Origin of the sequence: Aurantimicrobium minutum (genome assembly GCF_029894165.1) — a bacterium.
In the GTDB taxonomy this organism is placed as follows: Bacteria; Actinomycetota; Actinomycetes; order Actinomycetales; family Microbacteriaceae; genus Aurantimicrobium; species Aurantimicrobium minutum_A.
In genome coordinates this window covers 975302-994919 of record NZ_JARXXU010000001.1, presented here as the reverse complement: position 1 = coordinate 994919, position 19618 = coordinate 975302, and the positions used below count along the sequence as shown (strand labels likewise).

Sequence of the window (19618 nt, the reverse complement as noted above, 5' to 3'; positions counted from 1 at the left end):
CGGCTTAGAGTGCGGGTACCAGAACAAGGCGCATCGAATCCACGCGCTGAGAGAAGATGGGCTCTTGAGCCCATTTCTGCATGAGACCCTCTACGACGCGATTAACCGTGATTTCATCCAAGCTTTGTGGCAACGAAACCTGCACCACAAGATCTTCATCATGTCCGCGGGCATCTGGGTCACCGGCAACTAAGCGAATTCCTCGGACAAACGACTCATCCTCGATGGATCGATCAAAAGTGTCCTGCAATTGTGGATCCACATGACTGGGAATCCACGGCAATCCCTGCGCTACTGCTGCAACAACAGGGCGTCGGAGGACAAACTCCGTTGCACTGGTGGGGTCAATCACAACCCAGTGAGCACCATCACGGGCTGCCGCAAGTGCCACACGTTGTCCATCTGCGGGCACAGGTCGCGCATCAGCACGCCAGCGAGCCATCGCTTCCACGCTCGAGAACACCGGCAATACTCGTTGCCCACCAGGACCTTCAACCGTGACTATTGCTAACTCTTGAGTCTTATCGACCGTGAGCCCTGTGTCAGTAATCCCTAGATCACCCGCCTCAGCGATGAGTGGGATGAGGAAACGTGCACCTCGTACTGCCTGGACAACATCCATATGACGCAGAGCGCGTTCCTCATGGTCCAGAGCTAAGGACCGGAAAGCATCCAACGCAGCGACGAGTTCAGCAGGCGCACTGCCGTCATCATGGGCGAAGGGGTTCTCTTGAAAGGCGCGACCTTCCCACGCCTGTCCTGCAGAGTCAGCATGATCGGTTGAACCGAACATGTGGCCGTCATCAGAATGGTCGTGGGACATAAACAATGCCTAGTTGTAGGCGACCTGGATGGCCTGCTCGAGGGTGAACTTCTGAGCATAAAGTGCTTTACCCACGATGGCACCCTCCACTCCGATGGGGACCAGTGAGCGCAATGCCACGAGATCGTCCAAGCTCGCAATACCGCCAGAGGCGACGACAGGCTTTCCTGTTTTCTCGGTAATAGCTGTCAGAAGTTCAAGGTTTGGGCCATTGAGCATGCCATCGCGGGTCACGTCGGTGACAACGTAGCGTGCACATCCAGCATCCTCAAGGCGCGCAAGCACGTCCCAGAGATTTCCGCCTTCTTTGGTCCAACCACGGGCAGCGAGAGTTTCTCCTCGCACGTCCAGACCAACAGCGATCTGGTCACCGAAGCGTTCAATAGCAGAAGCTGCCCATTCAGGGTTTTCCAGAGCTGCAGTGCCGAGGTTCACGCGAGTTGCACCACTTTCGAGTGCTGACTCGAGCGATGCATCATCACGAATACCGCCAGAGAGTTCAATCTTGACCCCAGGGACTTCGACAATCACGCGGCGAAGCAGTGCTCGGTTCTCGCCGCGGCCAAAGGCTGCGTCGAGATCGACGAGGTGAATCCATTCGGCACCCTGACGTGCCCAGTCTGCCGCTGCATCGACCGGGTCGCCGAAGTCAGTTTCAGTTCCCAGAGCGCCCTGGGTGAGGCGAACTGCCTTCCCTTCGGCAACGTCAACGGCGGGCAGCAGCTCAAGAATGGGCGCAGTCATGACAGGTGTTCCTTTGGTTGGAGATTGTTAAAGTGTGGCAAGCCAGTTACGCAGCAGTTGAATGCCTGCCTCACCGGATTTTTCAGGGTGGAATTGGGTGGCAACGAGTGGGCCATTTTCGACAGCGGCAACAAAGCGCTGTCCGTGTTCAGCCCAGGTCACTGCTGGCTTGGGAAACGGCGGAATGACATCGAGGTTCCACTCGGTCACACCGTAGGAGTGCACAAAGTAAAAACGCTCGTCTTCGATCCCTTTAAACAGCTTCGAACCTTCGCCCACTTCGACGGTGTTCCATCCCATGTGTGGCAACACAGGAGCTTCAAGTTTGTGCACGGTTTCATCCCACTCGCCGAGGCCCGGTGTGTCCACGCCGCCTTCGAGGCCGTTGGCAAACATGACCTGCATGCCCACACATATACCCATGACCGGGCGTCCGCCGGCTAGGCGACGCTCAATAATCTCGCCGCCATCGACGGCATTGAGCGCCTCCATGACCGCAGCAAAAGCTCCCACGCCAGGAACCAACAGGCCGTCGGCTTCCGCGCACTTAGTTTTGTCGCGCGTCAGTTCAACGGTTGCTCCTGCGAGCTCCACAGCTTTGATCGCGGAGTGGATGTTTCCCGTGCCGTAGTCGAAAACAACGACGGACTTTGGGGTCACAGAGCACCCTTAGTGCTGGGGATTCCCTGCACGAGAGGGTCAAGAGCCTTGGCCTGACGGAACGCGCGAGCAAACGCCTTGAATTCAGCCTCAGCAATGTGGTGCGGGTCGCGACCGTTCAGCACCGTGATGTGAGTGGTGAGACCCGCATTGAAGGTGATTGCTTCGAAAACGTGGCGAACCATGGAGCCCGTAAAGTGGCCACCGATGAGGTGGAATTCAAAACCTGCAGGTTCACCTGAGTGCACCAAGAAGGGACGACCAGATATGTCCACAACGGCCTGCACGAGCGCCTCATCAAGAGGGACAAGTGCGTCACCGAAGCGTGAAATACCGGCCTTGTCACCGAGTGCTTCGCGAATAGCGAGACCAAGAGAAATACCAATGTCTTCAACTGTGTGGTGAACATCAATGTGGATGTCACCGGAAGCTTTAACGGTGAGATCAGAGAGAGAGTGCTTAGCAAACGCAGTCAGCATGTGGTCGAAGAACGGAACAGTCGTCTCGATGTTGCTCACACCCGTGCCGTCGAGATTGATCGTGAGTTCAATGCTCGACTCGCTCGTGGTGCGAGAAATGCTCGCAATGCGCGGTGCTGTAGTCATGAGACCAGTTTAGTGGGGCTTAAAGGGCGCCGTTTATCGACCCGTCGAGTGCGGCAAGTGCGTCTAAGAATTCGGTGGTCTCAGCTTCCGTGCCCGCCGTCACACGCAAGTGGTGAGGCAGCCCAATGTCTCGGATGATGATTCCTTGTGCCAATAACTTGTCAAAAACGTCCTGAGGGTCACGCACGCCGCCGAAAAGCACAAAGTTCGCACTCGAGGGATAGGGCGTGTAGCCAAGCACAGCAAGTTCACGAACCAGGCGGTCACGCTGTCCACGAATGTCGTCGACCATGGCCAACATGGCTGGAGTGTGAGCCAAAGCACCTTCAGCAGCCGCCTGTGTCAACGCAGAGAGGTGATACGGCAGGCGCACCAAGCGCAACGCATCGGCAACAGCAGGATCAGCAGCGAGATACCCCACACGCGCACCAGCAAAGGCAAAAGCTTTGCTCATTGTGCGCGAAATCACCAGCCGTGGACGCCCTTCCAGGAGTGTCAGTGCCGTGGGTTCACCCTCGGGAGCAAACTCAGCATAGGCCTCGTCCACGAACACGATGCCCTCAGTTGCGTCATATGCTGCAGCGATGGTTTCCACAGACACAGGGGTCCCGGTGGGGTTATTGGGAGTGCAGAAGAACACGATGTCGGGCTGATGTGCCTGAATCGCCGCCACGGCAGTAGCGGGAGAAATCTCAAACTCAGCATCTCGCTGAGCAGGAATCCACTGGGTTCCCGTCCCCGCGGCAATGATCGAGTGCATGGAATACGTGGGAGGAAAAGCAAGGACGGAACGGCCTGGTCCTCCGAACGCCTGCAGAAGTTGCTGAATGACTTCATTAGAGCCGTTTGCTGCCCACATGTTTTCCGCGGTCAACCCATGGCCGAGGTATCCAGCCAAAGCTTCACGCAGTGCGGTGAATTCTCGGTCGGGATAACGGTTGATGGTTCCAAGCGCGACGTGGATACGTCTCATGATGTCATCCACGACATCAGCTGGAACCGGGTGAGTGTTTTCATTGACGTTGAGTTCGACCCGGACATGCGCCTGTGGCGCCCCATAGGGCTTGAGTCCACGTAAGTCGTCACGGATGGGGAGTTCGTCGAAGGAAGTCACTGACCTAGTTTATGGGCGGCGAGAAAGACAAAACGCCGGCACCCGAAGGCACCGGCGTTCCACCAAGAAAAGGAAACGGGGTTCAGTACCCGGCAGGAATCGCGATCTTTTGACCTGCCTGGATTTCGCCTTGCAACTGGTTGAGGGACACAATCTCAGCAACGACGTCGCGGGGATCCGCATTGGGTGCAATCTCCTGGGCCAGCTGCCAGAGGTTTTCCCCTTCAGAGATGGTCACATAGGTGAAGTCGTTTGAGGCACCTTCTCCGGTTGCGACAGCTCCACCGCTGTTCAGTGCGGCAGCGAGTGCTGCAATGACGAGAGGGAGAGCGACAAGACCAATCAGCACTCGGCGGCCACGAGTCGTGATGCGCAGGCGAGTGGGAGCAGCAGCGGGGAGGAAGTTTACGTAGGTCACATTGTTAGTGTGACCAGAGCCACGGACATTGCCGATCGAGCTACAAGGCTCATCGATGTAGTCGGGCTCAAGTGGACGGTGGATCGGTGCGGTGAATGCGAGTACTGCGCTCATGTGATTCTCCTTTTCCTGATGTTTATCTCGAATCGGGCCCTCGGCCGGGAGGACCCGATTCGAAGATATGTTTCGAAGATATATTCGTATTTCTTCAATGTCAAGTACATGTTGAGAGTTTTTTGTAGAAATACTTCAAGAATCTTCGAATATGTGTTTGTTTTATGCCACATCTTCGAATACTCTTTCGGTATTGAGAAAAGTTCATCATGAGCCACGGACATTCAGGTCTTCGGCTTGGAACTTCCCCAACAGAAACGGACTAAGCCATGACTGAGTCACCAGCTGGCACACACAAAAGACGTAAAGGTCTGAGCGCTAAACAGCAGCTCATCCTCGATGTCATCACCGCATATATCGACGAGAACAGCTACCCACCCTCCATGCAGGAGATCGGTGACGCCGTAGGACTGTCCTCGCTTGCCAGCGTCACTTATCAACTCCAGCAGCTCGAACTCGGTGGCTATATTCGCCGTGACCCCAAACTCCCCCGCGCTCTCGAAGTACTCGGCCAGGGAACGGCAGCTCGCACCCCCAGTGTGATGTCAGACAACATCTTGCCTATGGGTGAAGCGGTGATGGTTCCCCTCGTCGGTCAGATCGCGGCGGGTGGCCCCATCACTGCGGAGCAGAACACCGAAGACACCATGGCACTCCCCCGCCAGCTCGTAGGCGAGGGTGAACTGTTCATGCTCAAAGTCAAAGGTGAGTCCATGATTGACGCCGCAATCTGCGACGGAGACTTTGTGGTTGTCCGCAGACAGCAAACAGCAGAAAACGGTGACATCGTTGCTGCGCTCCTCGACGAGGAGGCCACTGTGAAAGTTTTCCGTCAACGCGATGGCCACACGTGGCTCTTGCCTCGGAACAGTAACTATGAACCCATCCTGGGCGACTACGCCACCATCATGGGCAAGGTTGTGACCGTCCTTCGATCGGTCTAGACCACACAAACTAAAGGCCCCGCATGCTGAATACAGCGTGCGGGGCCTTTTACGTTTTGATTTAGTTTTTGAGCCGGCCAAGGACATCCAGCACGGGACCACTCTGGTTGAACGCATAGAGGTGAACACCCGGAGCTCCCCCTGCGATGAGTTCCCGAGCTAGGTTCGCGGCGTGGTCAACACCAATCTCACGCTGCCCTTCCGCAGTCGGCTCAATCTCGAGAGCAATCTCCAGATCACTCGGCATCTCTTCGCCCGAGATCTCGATCATGCGTCGCAGACGGCCTGGGCTAATGACAGGCATAATGCCGGGAATGATCGGCATGGTGAGGCCTGCTTCTTTCGCCTTGTGAGCGAATGAGAGATAGTCATCAGCGTGGAAGAAGAGCTGGGTGATAGCCAGGTTGGCACCAGCTGCTTGCTTAGCCAGCAGCACATCAATGTCTTGCGTCTTGGATCGTGACTGTGGATGACCGTTGGGGAATGCTGCGACACCAATGCGCACAAACTCACGCTTCTGGCTCAACCGGGTTGCCCCGACATGCCAACGCGGTTCATCCTCGAAGACGAATGGCTCTCGCTCGGCCTGAACGCGGTGAATGAGCTGAACGAGCTCAGATGCACTGCCCAGATCGCCCAGGAAGTTCTCGCCCTCTTCGGTGCCCTCTGGTGGATCGCCGCGCAATGCCAGGTAAGAGCGGACTCCAGCGTCGAGGAATGTACGCACAAGCTCATTGGCGCCTTGGTAAGACTCGGCGACACACGTCAGGTGTGCCATGGGCTCCACATCGGTGTTAGCGAGGATGAATTTCACGCAGTCGAGCGTTGCGTCACGCGAGGAGCCGCCAGCACCATAGGTGACCGAGATGAAGTCAGGGCCAGAAGCGGCCAACTCAAGAATGGTGCGATGAAGTGCTTCTTGGAGTTCTGGGTTGCGGGGTGGATAGACCTCGAAGGAGAAAGGCACGCCAATGTTGAGCTCAGAAGAGCTAGTGGCAGGTGCGTTACTCATCGATGGTCCTCGGGTCACAATTCGCATGAAGGATAAACAGGAATGTTATCCGCGAAGCGTGGGCCGGGCTCGGCAGTCGCTTATTCGCCAATGATGGCGATAGAGAAATATTAGCAGTGCTGGTTAGGCAGTGCGTTCTTCCGGCTCATCATCGATGGCAGAGGCCAAACGAGGAATGATGGTGGGCGCAGCGTTTTCACTCACACACTCTGCCGTGATGATGACCTTGTGGATCTGATCTGTCGAGGGGACCTCGAACATGATGGGACCGAGGACGTTCTCGAGGATGGCACGCAAACCCCGAGCACCGGTCTGGCGCAGCACAGCCAAGTCGGCGATGGCATCTAGCGCTGCGGGCTCAAACTCGAGCTCCACATCATCAAGGGCAAACATGCGCTGATATTGCTTGACGAGGGCGTTCTTGGGCTCGGTGAGGATGTCAATGAGAGCACTGCGATCCAGAGGGGACACCGTGGCGATCACAGGCAAACGACCGATGAACTCTGGAATCAGACCAAACTTGTGCAGATCTTCGGGAAGTACCTCTGCGAAGAAGTCGCGCGCTTCGTCTTTGCTTTGTAGTGGAGCGCCGAAGCCAATCCCTGTCTTGCCCGCACGGGACTGAATGATGTCTTCGAGTCCTGCGAATGCACCGGCAACGATGAACAGTACGTTGGTGGTGTCCAGCTGAATAAATTCCTGGTTAGGGTGCTTGCGACCACCCTGTGGCGGCACGGACGCGATGGTGCCTTCCAAGATCTTCAGCAGAGCCTGCTGCACACCTTCACCAGATACGTCACGGGTGATGGAAGGGTTCTCCGCCTTACGGGAAATCTTGTCGATTTCATCGATGTAAATGATGCCCTGTTCGGCACGCTTCACATCGAAGTCAGCAGACTGTAAGAGCTTCAGCAGGATGTTCTCGACGTCTTCACCGACATAGCCGGCTTCCGTCAGCGATGTTGCGTCAGCAACAGCGAACGGAACATTCAAACGGCGGGCAAGAGTCTGAGCGAGGTAAGTCTTTCCGCAACCGGTGGGACCAATGAGAAGAATGTTGCTCTTGGCAATCTCCACCTCGTTGGCTTTGTCCTCTGCAGTCTTGACACCTTCACCAGCGCGTACGCGTTTGTAGTGGTTATAGACAGCAACGGAGAGAGCCTTCTTGGCAGGCTCCTGACCGATGACATATTCCTCGAGGAAGGCAAAGATTTCACGAGGCTTCGGCAGATCAAAGTCTTCGACTTGTGATTCTTCATTTGCCTCAGCAAGACGTTCTTCGATGATCTCATTGCAGAGTTCAACACACTCGTCGCAAATGTAGACACCGGGCCCGGCAATGAGCTGGGCGACCTGCTTTTGGCTCTTGCCACAGAAGGAACACTTGAGCAGGTCAGCGCTTTCGCCGATGCGTGCCATGGGGAACTCCTTCTAGTGTTGTTTCCTAGATATTTGAGCCTAACCTGAAGCACTGACGTTCTTGTTCACCTGAGTACTTCACTGGTTCGGCGTGCCGAAAACAGAACACCTCGACCTAAGTCGAGGTGTTCTGAACGATGTGTGTGACTATGCCGGGATAACCGCGTTCTTGCGCGAGGTAAGAACTTGGTCGATCAGACCATACTCAAGCGCTTCTGCAGCCGAGAGGATCTTGTCGCGGTCGATGTCCTTGTTGACCTGCTCAATCGAGCGGTTGGAGTGCTTGGACAAGGTCTCTTCCAGCCATTCACGCATGCGCATGATTTCCTTGGCCTGAATCTCAATGTCGGAAGCTTGGCCGCGGCCACCATCGCCTGCAGATGGCTGGTGAATGAGAACACGAGCGTTAGGAAGGGCAAGGCGCTTACCTGGAGCACCAGCTGCCAACAGCACGGCAGCGGCGGAGGCTGCCTGGCCGAGGCAGACCGTCTGAACCTGGGGACGGATGTATTGCATGGTGTCGTAGATGGCCGTCATCGCGGTGAAGGATCCGCCGGGAGAGTTGATGTACATCACGATGTCACGGTCAGGGTCCTGGCTTTCCAGAACGAGCAGCTGCGCCATGACGTCATCTGCAGAGGCGTCATCGACCTGGACCCCCAGGAAGATAATGCGGTCTTCAAACAGCTTGGCGTAGGGGTCCTGGCGCTTGTAGCCGTAGGCAGTGCGCTCTTCGAAGGTAGGAAGAACGTAGCGGCTCTCAAAGTTAGGGATATTCATAATGAGTCCTCGTATCTATTCCGGCGCTTAGGCAGTCTTTGTTCCACCGCCACCAGCGACATCGCTGGCAGAAGCACGGACGTGGTCGACGAAGCCATACTCGAGAGCTTCCTGAGCGGTGAACCAGCGGTCGCGGTCACCATCAGCGTTGATCTGCTCGACTGACTTACCGGTCTGATCAGCTGTGATCTTGGCCAGGCTCTGCTTCATCGAGTTGATGAGTGCAGCTTGAGTCTGAATGTCGGATGCAGTTCCACCGAAACCACCGTGTGGCTGGTGGAGAAGAACACGAGCGTTGGGGGTGATGTAGCGCTTCCCCTTGGTGCCTGAGGTCAGCAGGAGCTGCCCCATCGAGGCAGCCATACCGATACCCACGGTCACGATGTCGTTAGGAACGAACTGCATGGTGTCATAGATAGCCATACCCGCGGTGATAGAACCACCGGGAGAGTTGATGTACAGGTAAATGTCCTTCTCGGCATCTTCTGCAGCCAGGAGCAGCATCTTCGCGCAGATCTCGTTTGCGTTGTCATCGCGCACGTCAGAACCCAACCAAATAATGCGGTCCTTCAGCAAACGCTCAAACACATTGTTCGGCATTACCATTTCGGCCATGTCAGCTCCATTTCAACAACCACGAGACATTTCTCTTGCGGTGTTTCGAATCTAGTGGAGCGCAGACCCCCGACACGGCAGTGTTCGCCTCAGGCGGAGTGGCGTTCGCCCACAGCAATCCGGACATACGGCAGGCCCCCACGATTGTGGAGGCCTGCCATACCCAATGAGGCGTTGGGTCTAGTCGAAGATTTCGGTCAGCCAGCTTGAGGGCTTCTTTTTGTATCCCTGGTTGTAGTTGTCATACCGGGGCTGAGGGGCATCCATTCGAGGTGATGAAGCCGTTGGTGCTGGTGCCGTTGCAGAACGCTCCAAGATTTTGTCGAGTTCACCGCGATCCAGCCACACACCGCGACATTCAGGGCAGTAATCAATTTCCACTCCGGCGCGGTCAGACATCACAAGGGTGGCAGCGTCATTGGGGCATTTCATGCGTAGTTCTCCAAACAAATAGTGGCCAGTGCTCATATTCAAGTAGTCCAAGCTGAGAACGGGCTTGGAGGATTTCTGGAATTGACTGAGAACTAGACTGAAGCGCATGACCCCGCTGTTCACTGCTGCGCTCGCTGGCTTTGGTTTCGGGCTCTCCCTTATCGTGGCCATTGGCGCGCAGAACGCGTACGTTCTGCGCCAAGGATTACGCAAAGAGCATGTTTTCGTCATTGTCGCTATCTGTGCCATTTCTGATGCTCTGCTCATTGCCGTGGGTGTAGCTGGTCTGGGGGCGATCATTCAACAGCTTGAATGGCTTCTGCTCCTCATCGAACTCGTCGGTGGCGTATTCCTATGCACCTACGGCGTGATGGCAGCCAGGCGTGCCTGGAAGCCTGAGGTTCTCACTACGGACACCGGCGGAAAAGCCGTCAGCCTCAAAGTGGCTGTTGGAACGGCACTAGCCCTCACCTATCTGAACCCCCACGTATACCTCGACACTGTTCTGCTTCTGGGATCCGTGGCCGGAACCTATGAAGCCAACCGCTGGTACTTCGCAATTGGGGCGATGATCGGCAGTCTGCTGTGGTTCAGCGTGCTGGGCTTCGGGGCCCGGGCACTTGCCCCCGTGTTCACAAAACCCACCGCTTGGCGGGTGCTCGACGCCATCATTGCAGTCGTCATGCTGACTATCGGCATCAGCTTGCTGGTCAGTTTCGTGCAGCACCTCGTTGCCAGCTTTGCTGCCTAGGACTTAACGAACAAACCCCCACAGTTTCCTGTGGGGGTTAAGTTGTTCTGCCCGTGAAGGACTAGTCCTTCTTTGCTGCAGGCTTCTTAGCGGCGGGCTTCTTAGCTGCAGGCTTCTCAGCTGCATCTGCCTTGGCAGGCTTCTCAGCCTTGGCAGGCTTCTCTTCAACAAGAGCGAATGCGCCCATGTCAACGGCCTTGCCCTTGGTGTCGACAACCTTGACCTTGCCCAGGAGAACACCGATGGCCTTGTTACGGGCAACTTCAGCAACCATCGAAGGAACCTGGTTGTTCTCGGTGAGGATCTTGGCGAACTCAGAAGGGTCCATCTGGTACTGCATAGCGCCCTGGACGATGTACTGGGTGAGCTCGTCCTGGCTGACCTGGATGCCCGATGCTTCAGCGACAGAGTCGAGCAGGATCTGCGAGGAGAACATCTTGAGAGTCTCTTCGTTGACCTCTGCGCGGTGTGTGTCGTCTTCAAGGCGACCTTCACCCTCGAGGTGGCGGTTCACCTCGTCATCGATAACACCCTGAGGAACCTCAATCTTGAGACTGTCGACGAGCTGGTCAATGAGCTTGGTCTGTGCTTCGCGAGCCTGAACTGCAACCTTGCGTTGCTCTGCCTGAACCTTGAGGCTCTCGGTCAGCTCAGCAATGGTGTCGAATTCAGACGCAATCTGAGCGAAGTCGTCATCAGCCTTGGGAAGCTCGCGCTCCTTGACAGCGGTCACGGTCACAGCAATCTGTGCCTTTTCACCCTCGTGGTCGCCACCGAGCAAGTCAGACTCGAAGGTGGTGGACTCACCCGCGGTGAGAGAGTCAATGGCTTCATCGATACCGTCGATGAGCTCGCCCGAGCCAACCTCGTAAGAGATGGACTGTGCGGTGTCTACTTCCTTACCACCGATGGTGGCAACGAGGTCAAGCTGAGCAAAGTCGCCCTTCTTGGCGGGACGGTCCACGGTGACAAGCGTGCCGAAGCGGCTGCGTAGGTCATCGAGTTCCTTCTGCACGTCATCCTTGGAGACGGCAGAAGCCTCAACCTCAACGGTGATGTCTTCGAACTTAGGCAGCGTAATCTCGGGACGAACGTCTACTTCGACTTCAAGAACCAGGTCGCCAGAGAAGTCCTTCTCGGCGGGCCAGGTCACGATGTCTGCAGCGGGGCGACCCATGGGGCGCACCTTCTCGTCGACAACTGCCTGACGGTAGTAACCTTCGAGGCCCTCGTTCACGGCGTGCTCAAGCACGGCCATGCGACCAACGCGCTGGTCAATGAGTGCAGCAGGTGCCTTACCCTTGCGGAAGCCGGGGATGTTGAGCGACTCAGAGATGTGCTCGTAGGCGTGCTTGATTGCTGGCTTGAGCTCCTCAGCCGTCACCGTGATGGTGAGCTTGGCGCGGGTGTTGCTCAGTTTTTCGACCTTGGTCTTCACGAAGGGGTACTCCTGCTTGTGATGGTGATGGATCTGGATGTGGTCGGGGCGACAGGATTCGAACCTGCGACCTCCCGCTCCCAAAGCGGGCGCTCTAGCCAAGCTGAGCTACGCCCCGGTCCTGCGACCACGTTGTACCGAAGACAACGCCGCAAGGCCGGTATTCGCCGAGGCGAAATGACCGAGTACCACTCTACTATGTATAAGATAGGTCGAGTGCCCCGCGCCAACCGGCTTGGGCAGCACGGGGATGTAGCTCAATGGTAGAGCCTCAGTCTTCCAAACTGATCACGCGGGTTCGATTCCCGTCATCCCCTCCATTACACAGAAATCCCCCGATTTTTCGGGGGATTTTCCTGTTTTTACCCTCTAAGAAATCTCGACTAGCACTGCCGCCTGTCCGTGGGTTATGCTCAACTATTCGAAGATATATTCGAATAGCAGGAGGGACTCGAGATGGCACAGCCACTCTCACCATGGACAGTCAGACCGCTGTCTGGGGAATCAATTCCGGCCATTTTGGCCGCGTCAACGGCCGTTCAGGCTGGATTTCCCTCCCCCGCGCAAGATTATTTTGACGGCCGCGTGGACCTCAATACCCACCTCATCAAAGATGTGAACTCGACCTTTATTGTTCGCGTGGCTGGTGACAGCATGAAGAATGCCGGCATCAGCGACGGGGACGAGGTCATTGTGGATCGAGCCCTGACACCTCGCGACGGCGACGTCGTGGTGGCAGTGCTCGATGGAGAACTCACTCTCAAACGTTTGTTTATTCGGTCAGAACGGGTTCTCCTCAAGGCAGAAAACCCGCACTATCCCGATATTTCTGTGGCTGCCCTCAGTGAACTCACCATCTGGGGTGTTGTCACGAGGTGTCTGCACCATGTCTGAGGCTCCCCAGCGCCGCATCGCCCTGGTGGACGTGAATAGTTTCTTTGCCTCCTGCGAGCGCATTTTTGATCCCCGGCTCGAAGGCAAACCTGTCGTGGTGCTCTCCAATAACGACGGTTGCGTCGTAGCCAGAAGTAACGAGGCAAAAGCTTTGGGTGTCGCCATGGGCGTGCCCTGGTTCAAGCTGTCGGCATGGGCCCCCTCGGTGGGACTGGTTGCCCGCTCGTCGAACTATGAGCTCTATGGGGATATGTCTGCGCGCGTGATGAGCATTCTGCACGAGTTCTCTCCCCACGTGGAGGTCTACAGCATCGATGAAGCGTTCCTCGAGCTGCAGGGCACTCCTGAAGAGCTCGTGGAGAAGGGTCGCCAGATCAAGGCCGCCATACACAACCGCGTGGGCTTGCCTGTGTGCGTCGGGATTGGCCGGTCGAAGACCCAAGCCAAGCTCGCCAATAGCGGAGCTAAGAAATCCGCTGGGCTGAACGGAGTGTGTAATCTCGAGACGTTCGGCCCTGACCGCATCGATCAGATCATGGCAGCACTGCCGGTGGACAATATCTGGGGCATTGCGCGGCGCCTGAGCAAACGCCTGAACAGCATGGGCATCCACACCATCAAAGACCTCAGAGATGCGGACCCGGTCCGCATCAAGAAGAAGTTTGGCGTGGTGGTGCAGCGCTCACTCTATGAGCTCCGCGGGATCGACTGCATCACGCTCGAGGGCGAACGCCTGGTGAAGAACCAGGTGATGTATTCCCGTAGCTTTGCCACGCCGGTGACCACGCGCAAACAGATGGAAGAAGTACTCGCTGTCTATGCCCAGCGCGTGAGCAAACGGCTGCGCAAGCAGGGTTCAGTGGCCGGAGCGCTCACCTGCTTTGCCGGAACCTCCCGCTTTGCCAACGAACCCTTCCACTCCCCCTATATGAACGCGGTGTTCTCGGTCCCCACTAATGACCCAGTGGAGATTCTCAAAGCCTCCAGTGCGGTACTACTGGACCGCATTGAGGATGGCCGGAAGTATGTGCGCGCAGGCATCATGTTGCACGATGTGAGCCCCAAGTCCTCCCACCAGTATCTTGACCTCTTCACTCCTGTGCACGAAAGCAGGCAGCTCGGTGAAGTACTCGATCAGGTGATGGAAAAACACGGAGCATTCAGTATCGGCTTAGGCGCTGCCGGCTTCAAATCTCCCCGGCATTGGGAAATGAAACGCGAGATGCTCTCCCTGCGCGCCACCACCCGCTGGGATGAACTCGCCACTGTTCACGCCCGTTAAAGCGAAGAATAGGTGACCCGGCCGCCCATAAACGTGGCCGAAACGGGCATCGAACGCAGTTCCTCCACTGAGGCATACAGCGGATCAATATCCACCACACACAAATCTGCGCGTTGACCAACAGCGAGGCGTGTGCGTGCTGAGGCATCGAGTGCCGCTTGAGGTTCAATGCGCTGCTCGGGATGCCACGGTGCACGCTCATCACGCGTGCGCTCAACAGCCGAGGCAATGGCAAGCCACGGATCCAGCGGGGCCACGGGAGCATCTGAGCCCATGGCCAGTTGCACGCCGGCGTCCAACAGAGAGGCGAAAGGGAAGCACCGATCGGTGCGCCCAGCCCAGAGCACGTCTGCCGCATCTCGGTCGTCCATGGCATGTTCTGGCTGAACGGAGGCAATCACGCCAAGATCAGCAAAACGCTGAATGTCTTCCCAGGCCAGCAACTGTGCGTGTTCGATGGTGCCTTCACAACCCACTTCTTCGAAAGCATTGAGAGCGAACGTGTTGGCGTCATCCCCGATGGCATGAATCGACGGGGTAATACCCGAACTACTGGCCCGGCCCATCAACGACACCAGCTGGTCGTAGGGGACGTTGAGCATGCCACGGGCATGCTTGCCCGTGAGGCCAGGATATGGGTCATGGCAGAACGCGGTGCGGGTGTTCAGTGAGCCATCTGAAATGACTTTGAAGTTCCCCATTCGGAGCAGGCCTTCGGTGGAGGCAATGATGTCTCCGGTGCGCAGGCCTGTTTCGATAGCGCGCTCGAGGTGTTCGGTATAGACATTGAACTGTACTTGGAGGTAGTCGTTACCGTTCCCGATTCGCCGACGCCAATCCGGCAGAATCCAGCCCATCTCGAAGTCAACGATGCCCACCACACCCCGCGAAGCGGCTGCTTGTGCAGCTTCAAGTACGGTCTTGTCGAGTTCCTCAGGGGACAAATCCCCCAGCGAGGACCAAATAGCGAAGCAGTCGTCTTCGACGAGCAAACCATTGGGATGTCCGGCATGACCGCGAGCTTCCAACGCCAGGCTGTTCAGCCAGACGCTGTGGCCATCTCCACTAAAGAGATACACCTCCACATCCGAGCACGCGTCATCCAAAATACTGAAGTGGGGAGCTTCCTCCCAGAGACTTCCCCGCCAACCGAAACCAACCATGGTGCCGGTCTGAGTGGTTCGACGTTCCTTGACGCGCTGAGCGACCTCGCGGGCTGACTCAACACCTTCCAGGTTGAGGCGCTTGCGCATCATGGACCAGGACGTGAAGTGCGTGTGTGCATCCCATAAGCCAGGAATAAGGAAACGACCACCCAGATCTATGGTTTCACCGGAGAGATCAGGCTCCAGCGTGATGGCGCCGGTGGCCCCTACGAACTCAATGTCGCTGATGATGCCGTCGGTGATGATCACATTGATCAGGCTCCCCATCAAGCCACGTTCACCGGGGATTCTCGCGTTAGTAAGCGTGAGCTGCATGGCTCAAGTTTGGCATGACGGACACCAATAGAGCTTGCGGTTGGCCATCTCTTCGAGTCGAATGTTGGTGCCACATTTTTTGCAGGGCAAGCCTTCACGTTTGTAAACCCAGTGCCGGTCTGCACGGTGCGCCATGGCCTGACGCCAGTCCTCCCCCTCCAAACCGTCAATGGTCATCATTTGCCCGGTTTGCACACCAATCTCCAACAGATAGACCCAGTCTCGCCACAGTGCCCATGCTTCATCTGTGGTGATCTTCTTGCCGGGGCGGTAAGGGTCTATACCCGCACGAAAAAGCATCTCGGCACGGTACACGTTGCCAATGCCAGCCACCACTGACTGATCCATGAGCAACAACCCAATCGGGGTGTTTTTCTTCGTGATGGTGTCCACAAATTTCTGTCCAGCTTCATCGCTGGAATCACGCTGCGGATCTGGACCGAGTCGGTTCAGTACTGCGGTGACTTGTTCTGCACTCAGTACTTCACAGGCGGTGGGTCCGCGCAGGTCTGCACAGACCGTCTCGGTCAGCAGACGAACGCGGACCTGACCAATGGGCTCAGGCGGGAATTCGGCCGAGACATCAGATTCCTTCTCGGCTTCTGCCATCCGCACGCGAGTTTTCCGGGGAGCCCCTATGGAAGTGAGGGAGTTCTCACCCGCATCATCAAAGACGGTGCCACGCTGATTGGTTTGTCCCATGCGACCATTCGCCGAGGCGATGGTGGCATCCATCTGAATATCTCCGGAGAAATCCCACGCCCCATACATGCCGAGGTGAATGCGCAACCAGGCCCCATCATCGAAGCCCATGAACATCTGCTTGCCCACTGCCCACACTTCGGTGAGTGTGGCACCATCGAGAGCTTTCGCACCGTCGGCAAAGCGTCCTTGGGGCGATGACACCGCAACGCGATGTCCTACAAAATTTCGTTCAAACTGCCGCGCAATGCGGTGAACGGAGTGACCCTCAGGCATGGTCAGGCCTTAGTACTTGTCGACACCCTTGCCGGCGATATCACCAGTGGTTTCATACTCCGCCAGCTGCGCGATACGACGGACGTGACGCTCATCTCCGGAGAAAGGCTCTGCAATAAATGCATCGATGAAACTCACTGCTTCCTCAAGAGTGTGCTGACGGGCTCCAATCGAGATGACATTGGCATCGTTGTGTTGACGGGCGAGCTCTGCCGTGGAGAGGCTCCACACCAGTGCCGCACGGATGCCTGCGACCTTGTTAGCCGCAATCTGCTCGCCATTACCGGAACCGCCAAAGACGATGCCCAGGGCCTGCACACCGGCGGCCTGGTCGGCAGCAACAGCTGCGGCAGCGTTGATGCAGAAGGCGGGATAGTCATCGAGTGCGTCATATTCAACTGGTCCGTGGTCGATGACCTCGTGACCGGCCTCGGCCAAGTGATTCTGCAGGAACTGGCTGAATTCGAGTCCAGCGTGGTCGGTGGCGATATGAATGCGCATTCCTCGATTTTAGGGGCGGTGTGGCCGGGTTAGGCTCTTATATAAACCGCTGGAAGGAAAAGTAGTGTCCGGAGAGAACCTCACCCGCTTAGAAGCCATCGATCGCGCGCAGAACATTGCCGTGCACAGCTACCAGGTCGACCTGGACTTGATGCGAGGTGCAGAAGTTTTTGGGACCACCACCACGGTCAATTTCTCTGCCGCAGCTGGCTACTCCACTTTCATTGATGCCATCACCTCGAGCGTGCACAGTGTCACACTCAACGGGGTCGAATTGGACCCTTCAGCAGTGAGCACTGGCGTGCGTATCCAGTTAGACAACCTCGCGGCACAGAACACTCTGATGATTGTCGCCGAGGCGAAGTACACCAACACTGGTGAGGGTCTGCACCGCTTCGTTGACCCTGTCGACGGCGAGGTCTACCTTTACACCCAGTTCGAAGTCCCCGACTCTCGCCGCATGTTTGCCGTGTTCGAGCAGCCTGACCTCAAAGCAACATTCGCTTTCACCGTGACCGCGCCTGACTACTGGGTGCTCACCAGCAACCAGCCCACTCCCGCTCCCGTCAAGGGAGACAACGGCACCGCCACCTGGAGCTTTGCTCCCACTCCCCGCATCTCCAGCTACATCACCGCCCTTGTTGCCGGCCCTTACGACGTGGTGCGCAGTGAACTGACCAGCAGCGACGGTCGCGTGATTCCACTGGGTGTGTTCTGCCGTAAGTCATTGTCTGAATACATGGATGCTGACTACGTCTTCGAGAAGACCCGTCAGGGTTTCGCGTATTTTGAGAGCAAGTTTGACTACGCCTACCCATTCGAGAAGTATGACCAGCTGTTCGTGCCTGAATTCAATGCAGGCGCGATGGAAAACGCTGGCTGTGTCACCTTCACTGAGAGCTACGTCTTCCGCTCCAAGGTGACCGATGCCATTCGTGAGCGTCGTGTGGTCACGATTCTGCACGAACTAGCGCACATGTGGTTTGGCGACCTCGTCACCATGCGCTGGTGGAATGACCTGTGGCTCAACGAGAGCTTTGCCGAATACGCATCCACCTTGGCCACGGCTGAGGCCACCGAGTGGCACGAAGCCTGGACCACCTTTGCCGTGATGGAGAAGAGCTGGGCGTATCGCCAGGATCAGCTTCCGTCGACCCACCCCATCGTGGCGGATATTCCAGACCTCGATGCAGTGCGTGTCAACTTTGATGGCATCACCTATGCCAAGGGTGGCTCGGTACTCAAGCAACTGGGTGCCTGGGTTGGTCAAGACCAGTTCCTCGCCGGAGTTGGCCAGTACTTCAAAAAGCACGCCTACGGCAACACCGAACTCACCGACCTTCTCGTCGAACTTGAAGCAACCTCTGGCCGCGATCTGACCACCTGGTCCAAGCTCTGGCTGGAAACAGCCGGTGTAAACACGCTGCGTCCCGCCCTGGCTACCGATACAGACGGAACAATCACGAGCTTCAGCATTGAGCAGACTGCGCCTGCTGACTGGCCCACCATTCGCCCGCACCGCATGGCTATTGGTTTTTACAACCTGTCTAACGGCAAGTTGGTGCGCGTTCACCGTATTGAGCTGGATGTCGATGGCGTGAGTACCTCCGTAACTGAACTGGTGGGACTAACACGCCCCGATTTGATCCTGATCAACGATGACGACCTTGCCTACGCCAAGATTCGTCTCGATGAAGCGTCTTTGAGGGTTGCCATTGCTAACCTCAAAGACATCGAAGACCCCCTGGCACGTTCGCTCGTGTGGGGTTCGGTGTGGGATTCCACTCGCGATGCCGAGACTGCTGGGCGTGACTTTATTGACCTGGTGCTGGGCAACATTGCGACAGAGTCAGAGTCCACCGTTGTGCGCACTGTGCTGAGCCAGCTGCTCCTGGTAGCCACCAGCTATGTGGATCCCGCCACACGCGAGGCGCAAACCATTCGGGTAGCTAACGCCTTGTGGAAACTTGCCAACGACGCTGAGGCTGGGAGCGACCTCCAGTTCCAGTTCCTGCGCAGCTTTGCAGCCCTGGCGACCACCGAAGAACAGCTCGATAATGTCAAGGCATTGCGTGCTGGAACAATTTCACTCGGTTCTCTCGATATCGACACTGACTTGGGCTGGGAACTGCTCATCTCGCTGGCCGCAGGTGGCCGCGTGAACGAAGCAGACATCGACGCGTACCTCGCTGAAGACAACACGGCGACCGGTGCACAGTCTGCAGCGCACGCTAAGGCTGCGCTGCCCACGCTCTCCCAGAAGCAAGCCGCCTGGGATTCTGTCTGGGTAGCCGATGACAAGCCCAACCTCATCGTGCGCGCAACCGGCCTGGGTTTCAATAAAGCACAGGACCTCGCGGTACTTGAGCCTTTCATTGCCCAATACTTCGACGCGATCGAGAAGATCTGGGCACACAGAAGCTATGCCATCGCAGAGGAACTCGTCGAAAGCTACTACCCCTCCCCGCTGGCCAACGAAGCGCTCGCTGAGGCAACGCGCAACTACCTCGCGACAAACAACCCGCCAGCACCGCTGCGCCGTTTGATCGTGGAGAACCTGGCCGGCACCGAGCGCACGCTCAAGGCGCAGGCACGGGACGCTCAGGGCTAACC

General features: G+C 56.9%; 20 protein-coding genes and 2 tRNA genes. 6 read left to right on the top strand and 16 right to left on the bottom strand.

Features of this window, described 5'->3' with window-relative positions; all coding sequences use genetic code 11:
• Positions 1-4: 4 nt before the first annotated feature.
• The 6 genes from M2119_RS05125 to M2119_RS05100 form a co-directional block, all read right to left on the bottom strand.
• Positions 5-823 (bottom strand): SseB family protein, encoded by an 819-nt coding sequence (locus M2119_RS05125; RefSeq protein ID WP_280803872.1) that lies wholly within the window; start codon positions 821-823, stop codon positions 5-7.
• Positions 824-832: 9 nt separating this feature from the next.
• Positions 833-1567: a bifunctional 1-(5-phosphoribosyl)-5-((5-phosphoribosylamino)methylideneamino)imidazole-4-carboxamide isomerase/phosphoribosylanthranilate isomerase PriA gene (gene priA / locus M2119_RS05120; RefSeq protein ID WP_280803871.1), complete on the bottom strand. Its 735-nt coding sequence runs from the start codon at positions 1565-1567 to the stop codon at positions 833-835.
• 27 nt (positions 1568-1594) lie between these two features.
• On the bottom strand, positions 1595-2227 hold the full coding sequence (hisH, locus tag M2119_RS05115) for an imidazole glycerol phosphate synthase subunit HisH (protein WP_280803870.1): 633 nt from the start codon (positions 2225-2227) through the stop codon (positions 1595-1597).
• Positions 2224-2832, bottom strand: a complete 609-nt coding sequence (gene hisB / locus M2119_RS05110; protein WP_110233659.1) for an imidazoleglycerol-phosphate dehydratase HisB — start codon at positions 2830-2832, stop codon at positions 2224-2226. Before hisB ends, hisH begins: the two co-directional genes overlap by 4 nt.
• A gap of 19 nt (positions 2833-2851) precedes the next feature.
• A complete protein-coding gene (locus M2119_RS05105) occupies positions 2852-3946 on the bottom strand; it encodes a histidinol-phosphate transaminase (protein ID WP_280803869.1) in 1095 nt (364 codons plus the stop codon).
• A gap of 82 nt (positions 3947-4028) precedes the next feature.
• Positions 4029-4478 carry a hypothetical protein gene (locus M2119_RS05100; RefSeq protein WP_348520943.1) on the bottom strand — a complete coding sequence of 150 codons (450 nt, stop codon included), beginning with the start codon at positions 4476-4478 and terminating at the stop codon, positions 4029-4031.
• Between the two features lie 269 nt (positions 4479-4747).
• Here M2119_RS05100 and lexA point away from each other — a divergent pair, with 269 nt between their 5' ends.
• A complete protein-coding gene (lexA, locus tag M2119_RS05095) occupies positions 4748-5422 on the top strand; it encodes a transcriptional repressor LexA (RefSeq protein WP_280803868.1) in 675 nt (224 codons plus the stop codon).
• A 61-nt stretch (positions 5423-5483) separates the two neighbouring features.
• On the opposite strand, the gene M2119_RS05090 is transcribed toward lexA, so the two are convergent.
• The 5 genes from M2119_RS05090 to M2119_RS05070 all read right to left on the bottom strand — a co-directional run bounded on the left by M2119_RS05090 (position 5484) and on the right by M2119_RS05070 (position 9680).
• Positions 5484-6434 (bottom strand): methylenetetrahydrofolate reductase, encoded by a 951-nt coding sequence (locus M2119_RS05090; protein ID WP_280803867.1) that lies wholly within the window; start codon positions 6432-6434, stop codon positions 5484-5486.
• A gap of 123 nt (positions 6435-6557) precedes the next feature.
• Positions 6558-7853, bottom strand: coding sequence for an ATP-dependent Clp protease ATP-binding subunit ClpX (gene clpX, locus M2119_RS05085; protein ID WP_280803866.1), 1296 nt, complete (start codon positions 7851-7853; stop codon positions 6558-6560).
• Between the two features lie 147 nt (positions 7854-8000).
• Positions 8001-8633 carry an ATP-dependent Clp protease proteolytic subunit gene (locus M2119_RS05080; RefSeq protein ID WP_280803865.1) on the bottom strand — a complete coding sequence of 211 codons (633 nt, stop codon included), beginning with the start codon at positions 8631-8633 and terminating at the stop codon, positions 8001-8003.
• Between the two features lie 27 nt (positions 8634-8660).
• Positions 8661-9248 (bottom strand): ATP-dependent Clp protease proteolytic subunit, encoded by a 588-nt coding sequence (locus M2119_RS05075; protein WP_280803864.1) that lies wholly within the window; start codon positions 9246-9248, stop codon positions 8661-8663.
• A 180-nt stretch (positions 9249-9428) separates the two neighbouring features.
• Positions 9429-9680, bottom strand: a complete 252-nt coding sequence (locus tag M2119_RS05070; RefSeq protein ID WP_280804457.1) for a zf-TFIIB domain-containing protein — start codon at positions 9678-9680, stop codon at positions 9429-9431.
• Positions 9681-9786: 106 nt separating this feature from the next.
• On the opposite strand from M2119_RS05070, the gene M2119_RS05065 reads away from it, so the two are divergent.
• The gene (locus M2119_RS05065) at positions 9787-10431 is read left to right on the top strand and encodes a LysE/ArgO family amino acid transporter (protein WP_280803863.1); all 645 of its coding nucleotides are present in this window, start codon (positions 9787-9789) and stop codon (positions 10429-10431) included.
• A 61-nt stretch (positions 10432-10492) separates the two neighbouring features.
• Here M2119_RS05065 and tig read toward each other — a convergent pair whose 3' ends face one another.
• Both tig and M2119_RS05055 read right to left on the bottom strand, forming a co-directional pair.
• A complete protein-coding gene (tig, locus tag M2119_RS05060) occupies positions 10493-11869 on the bottom strand; it encodes a trigger factor (protein WP_280803862.1) in 1377 nt (458 codons plus the stop codon).
• Positions 11870-11909: 40 nt separating this feature from the next.
• Positions 11910-11987, bottom strand: a tRNA-Pro gene (locus M2119_RS05055).
• 128 nt (positions 11988-12115) lie between these two features.
• Here M2119_RS05055 and M2119_RS05050 point away from each other — a divergent pair.
• The 3 genes from M2119_RS05050 to M2119_RS05040 all read left to right on the top strand — a co-directional run bounded on the left by M2119_RS05050 (position 12116) and on the right by M2119_RS05040 (position 14045).
• Positions 12116-12189 (top strand) — tRNA-Gly (locus M2119_RS05050).
• A 136-nt stretch (positions 12190-12325) separates the two neighbouring features.
• Positions 12326-12763 (top strand): LexA family protein, encoded by a 438-nt coding sequence (locus M2119_RS05045; RefSeq protein WP_280803861.1) that lies wholly within the window; start codon positions 12326-12328, stop codon positions 12761-12763.
• Positions 12756-14045, top strand: coding sequence for a Y-family DNA polymerase (locus M2119_RS05040; RefSeq protein WP_280803860.1), 1290 nt, complete (start codon positions 12756-12758; stop codon positions 14043-14045). Before M2119_RS05045 ends, M2119_RS05040 begins: the two co-directional genes overlap by 8 nt.
• On the opposite strand, the gene M2119_RS05035 is transcribed toward M2119_RS05040, so the two are convergent.
• Genes M2119_RS05035 through M2119_RS05025 form a run of 3 tightly spaced genes read right to left on the bottom strand, consistent with a single transcriptional unit; the run spans position 14042 to position 17005 of the window.
• Positions 14042-15526 (bottom strand): amidohydrolase, encoded by a 1485-nt coding sequence (locus M2119_RS05035; protein WP_280803859.1) that lies wholly within the window; start codon positions 15524-15526, stop codon positions 14042-14044. The genes M2119_RS05040 and M2119_RS05035 overlap by 4 nt on opposite strands.
• Before the next feature lie 3 nt (positions 15527-15529).
• The gene (locus M2119_RS05030; RefSeq protein WP_280803858.1) at positions 15530-16504 is read right to left on the bottom strand and encodes an Fpg/Nei family DNA glycosylase; all 975 of its coding nucleotides are present in this window, start codon (positions 16502-16504) and stop codon (positions 15530-15532) included.
• 9 nt (positions 16505-16513) lie between these two features.
• Positions 16514-17005 carry a ribose-5-phosphate isomerase gene (locus M2119_RS05025; RefSeq protein WP_280803857.1) on the bottom strand — a complete coding sequence of 164 codons (492 nt, stop codon included), beginning with the start codon at positions 17003-17005 and terminating at the stop codon, positions 16514-16516.
• A 64-nt stretch (positions 17006-17069) separates the two neighbouring features.
• Here M2119_RS05025 and pepN point away from each other — a divergent pair, with 64 nt between their 5' ends.
• Positions 17070-19616, top strand: a complete 2547-nt coding sequence (gene pepN, locus M2119_RS05020; protein ID WP_280803856.1) for an aminopeptidase N — start codon at positions 17070-17072, stop codon at positions 19614-19616.
• Positions 19617-19618: the final 2 nt, after the last annotated feature.

What these genes read in the sequence shown, in the direction of transcription:
- M2119_RS05125 (WP_280803872.1), bottom strand. Translation starts at nt 823, where the DNA reads ATGTCCCACGACCATTCTGATGACGGCCACATGTTCGGTTCAACCGAT.
- priA (WP_280803871.1), bottom strand. Translation starts at nt 1,567, where the DNA reads ATGACTGCGCCCATTCTTGAGCTGCTGCCCGCCGTTGACGTTGCCGAA.
- hisB (WP_110233659.1), bottom strand. Translation starts at nt 2,832, where the DNA reads ATGACTACAGCACCGCGCATTGCGAGCATTTCTCGCACCACGAGCGAG.
- M2119_RS05100 (WP_348520943.1), bottom strand. Translation starts at nt 4,478, where the DNA reads ATGAGCGCAGTACTCGCATTCACCGCACCGATCCACCGTCCACTTGAG.
- lexA (WP_280803868.1), top strand. Translation starts at nt 4,748, where the DNA reads ATGACTGAGTCACCAGCTGGCACACACAAAAGACGTAAAGGTCTGAGC.
- M2119_RS05090 (WP_280803867.1), bottom strand. Translation starts at nt 6,434, where the DNA reads ATGAGTAACGCACCTGCCACTAGCTCTTCTGAGCTCAACATTGGCGTG.
- clpX (WP_280803866.1), bottom strand. Translation starts at nt 7,853, where the DNA reads ATGGCACGCATCGGCGAAAGCGCTGACCTGCTCAAGTGTTCCTTCTGT.
- M2119_RS05080 (WP_280803865.1), bottom strand. Translation starts at nt 8,633, where the DNA reads ATGAATATCCCTAACTTTGAGAGCCGCTACGTTCTTCCTACCTTCGAA.
- M2119_RS05075 (WP_280803864.1), bottom strand. Translation starts at nt 9,248, where the DNA reads ATGGCCGAAATGGTAATGCCGAACAATGTGTTTGAGCGTTTGCTGAAG.
- M2119_RS05070 (WP_280804457.1), bottom strand. Translation starts at nt 9,680, where the DNA reads ATGAAATGCCCCAATGACGCTGCCACCCTTGTGATGTCTGACCGCGCC.
- M2119_RS05065 (WP_280803863.1), top strand. Translation starts at nt 9,787, where the DNA reads ATGACCCCGCTGTTCACTGCTGCGCTCGCTGGCTTTGGTTTCGGGCTC.
- M2119_RS05045 (WP_280803861.1), top strand. Translation starts at nt 12,326, where the DNA reads ATGGCACAGCCACTCTCACCATGGACAGTCAGACCGCTGTCTGGGGAA.
- M2119_RS05040 (WP_280803860.1), top strand. Translation starts at nt 12,756, where the DNA reads ATGTCTGAGGCTCCCCAGCGCCGCATCGCCCTGGTGGACGTGAATAGT.
- M2119_RS05035 (WP_280803859.1), bottom strand. Translation starts at nt 15,526, where the DNA reads ATGCAGCTCACGCTTACTAACGCGAGAATCCCCGGTGAACGTGGCTTG.
- M2119_RS05030 (WP_280803858.1), bottom strand. Translation starts at nt 16,504, where the DNA reads ATGCCTGAGGGTCACTCCGTTCACCGCATTGCGCGGCAGTTTGAACGA.
- M2119_RS05025 (WP_280803857.1), bottom strand. Translation starts at nt 17,005, where the DNA reads ATGCGCATTCATATCGCCACCGACCACGCTGGACTCGAATTCAGCCAG.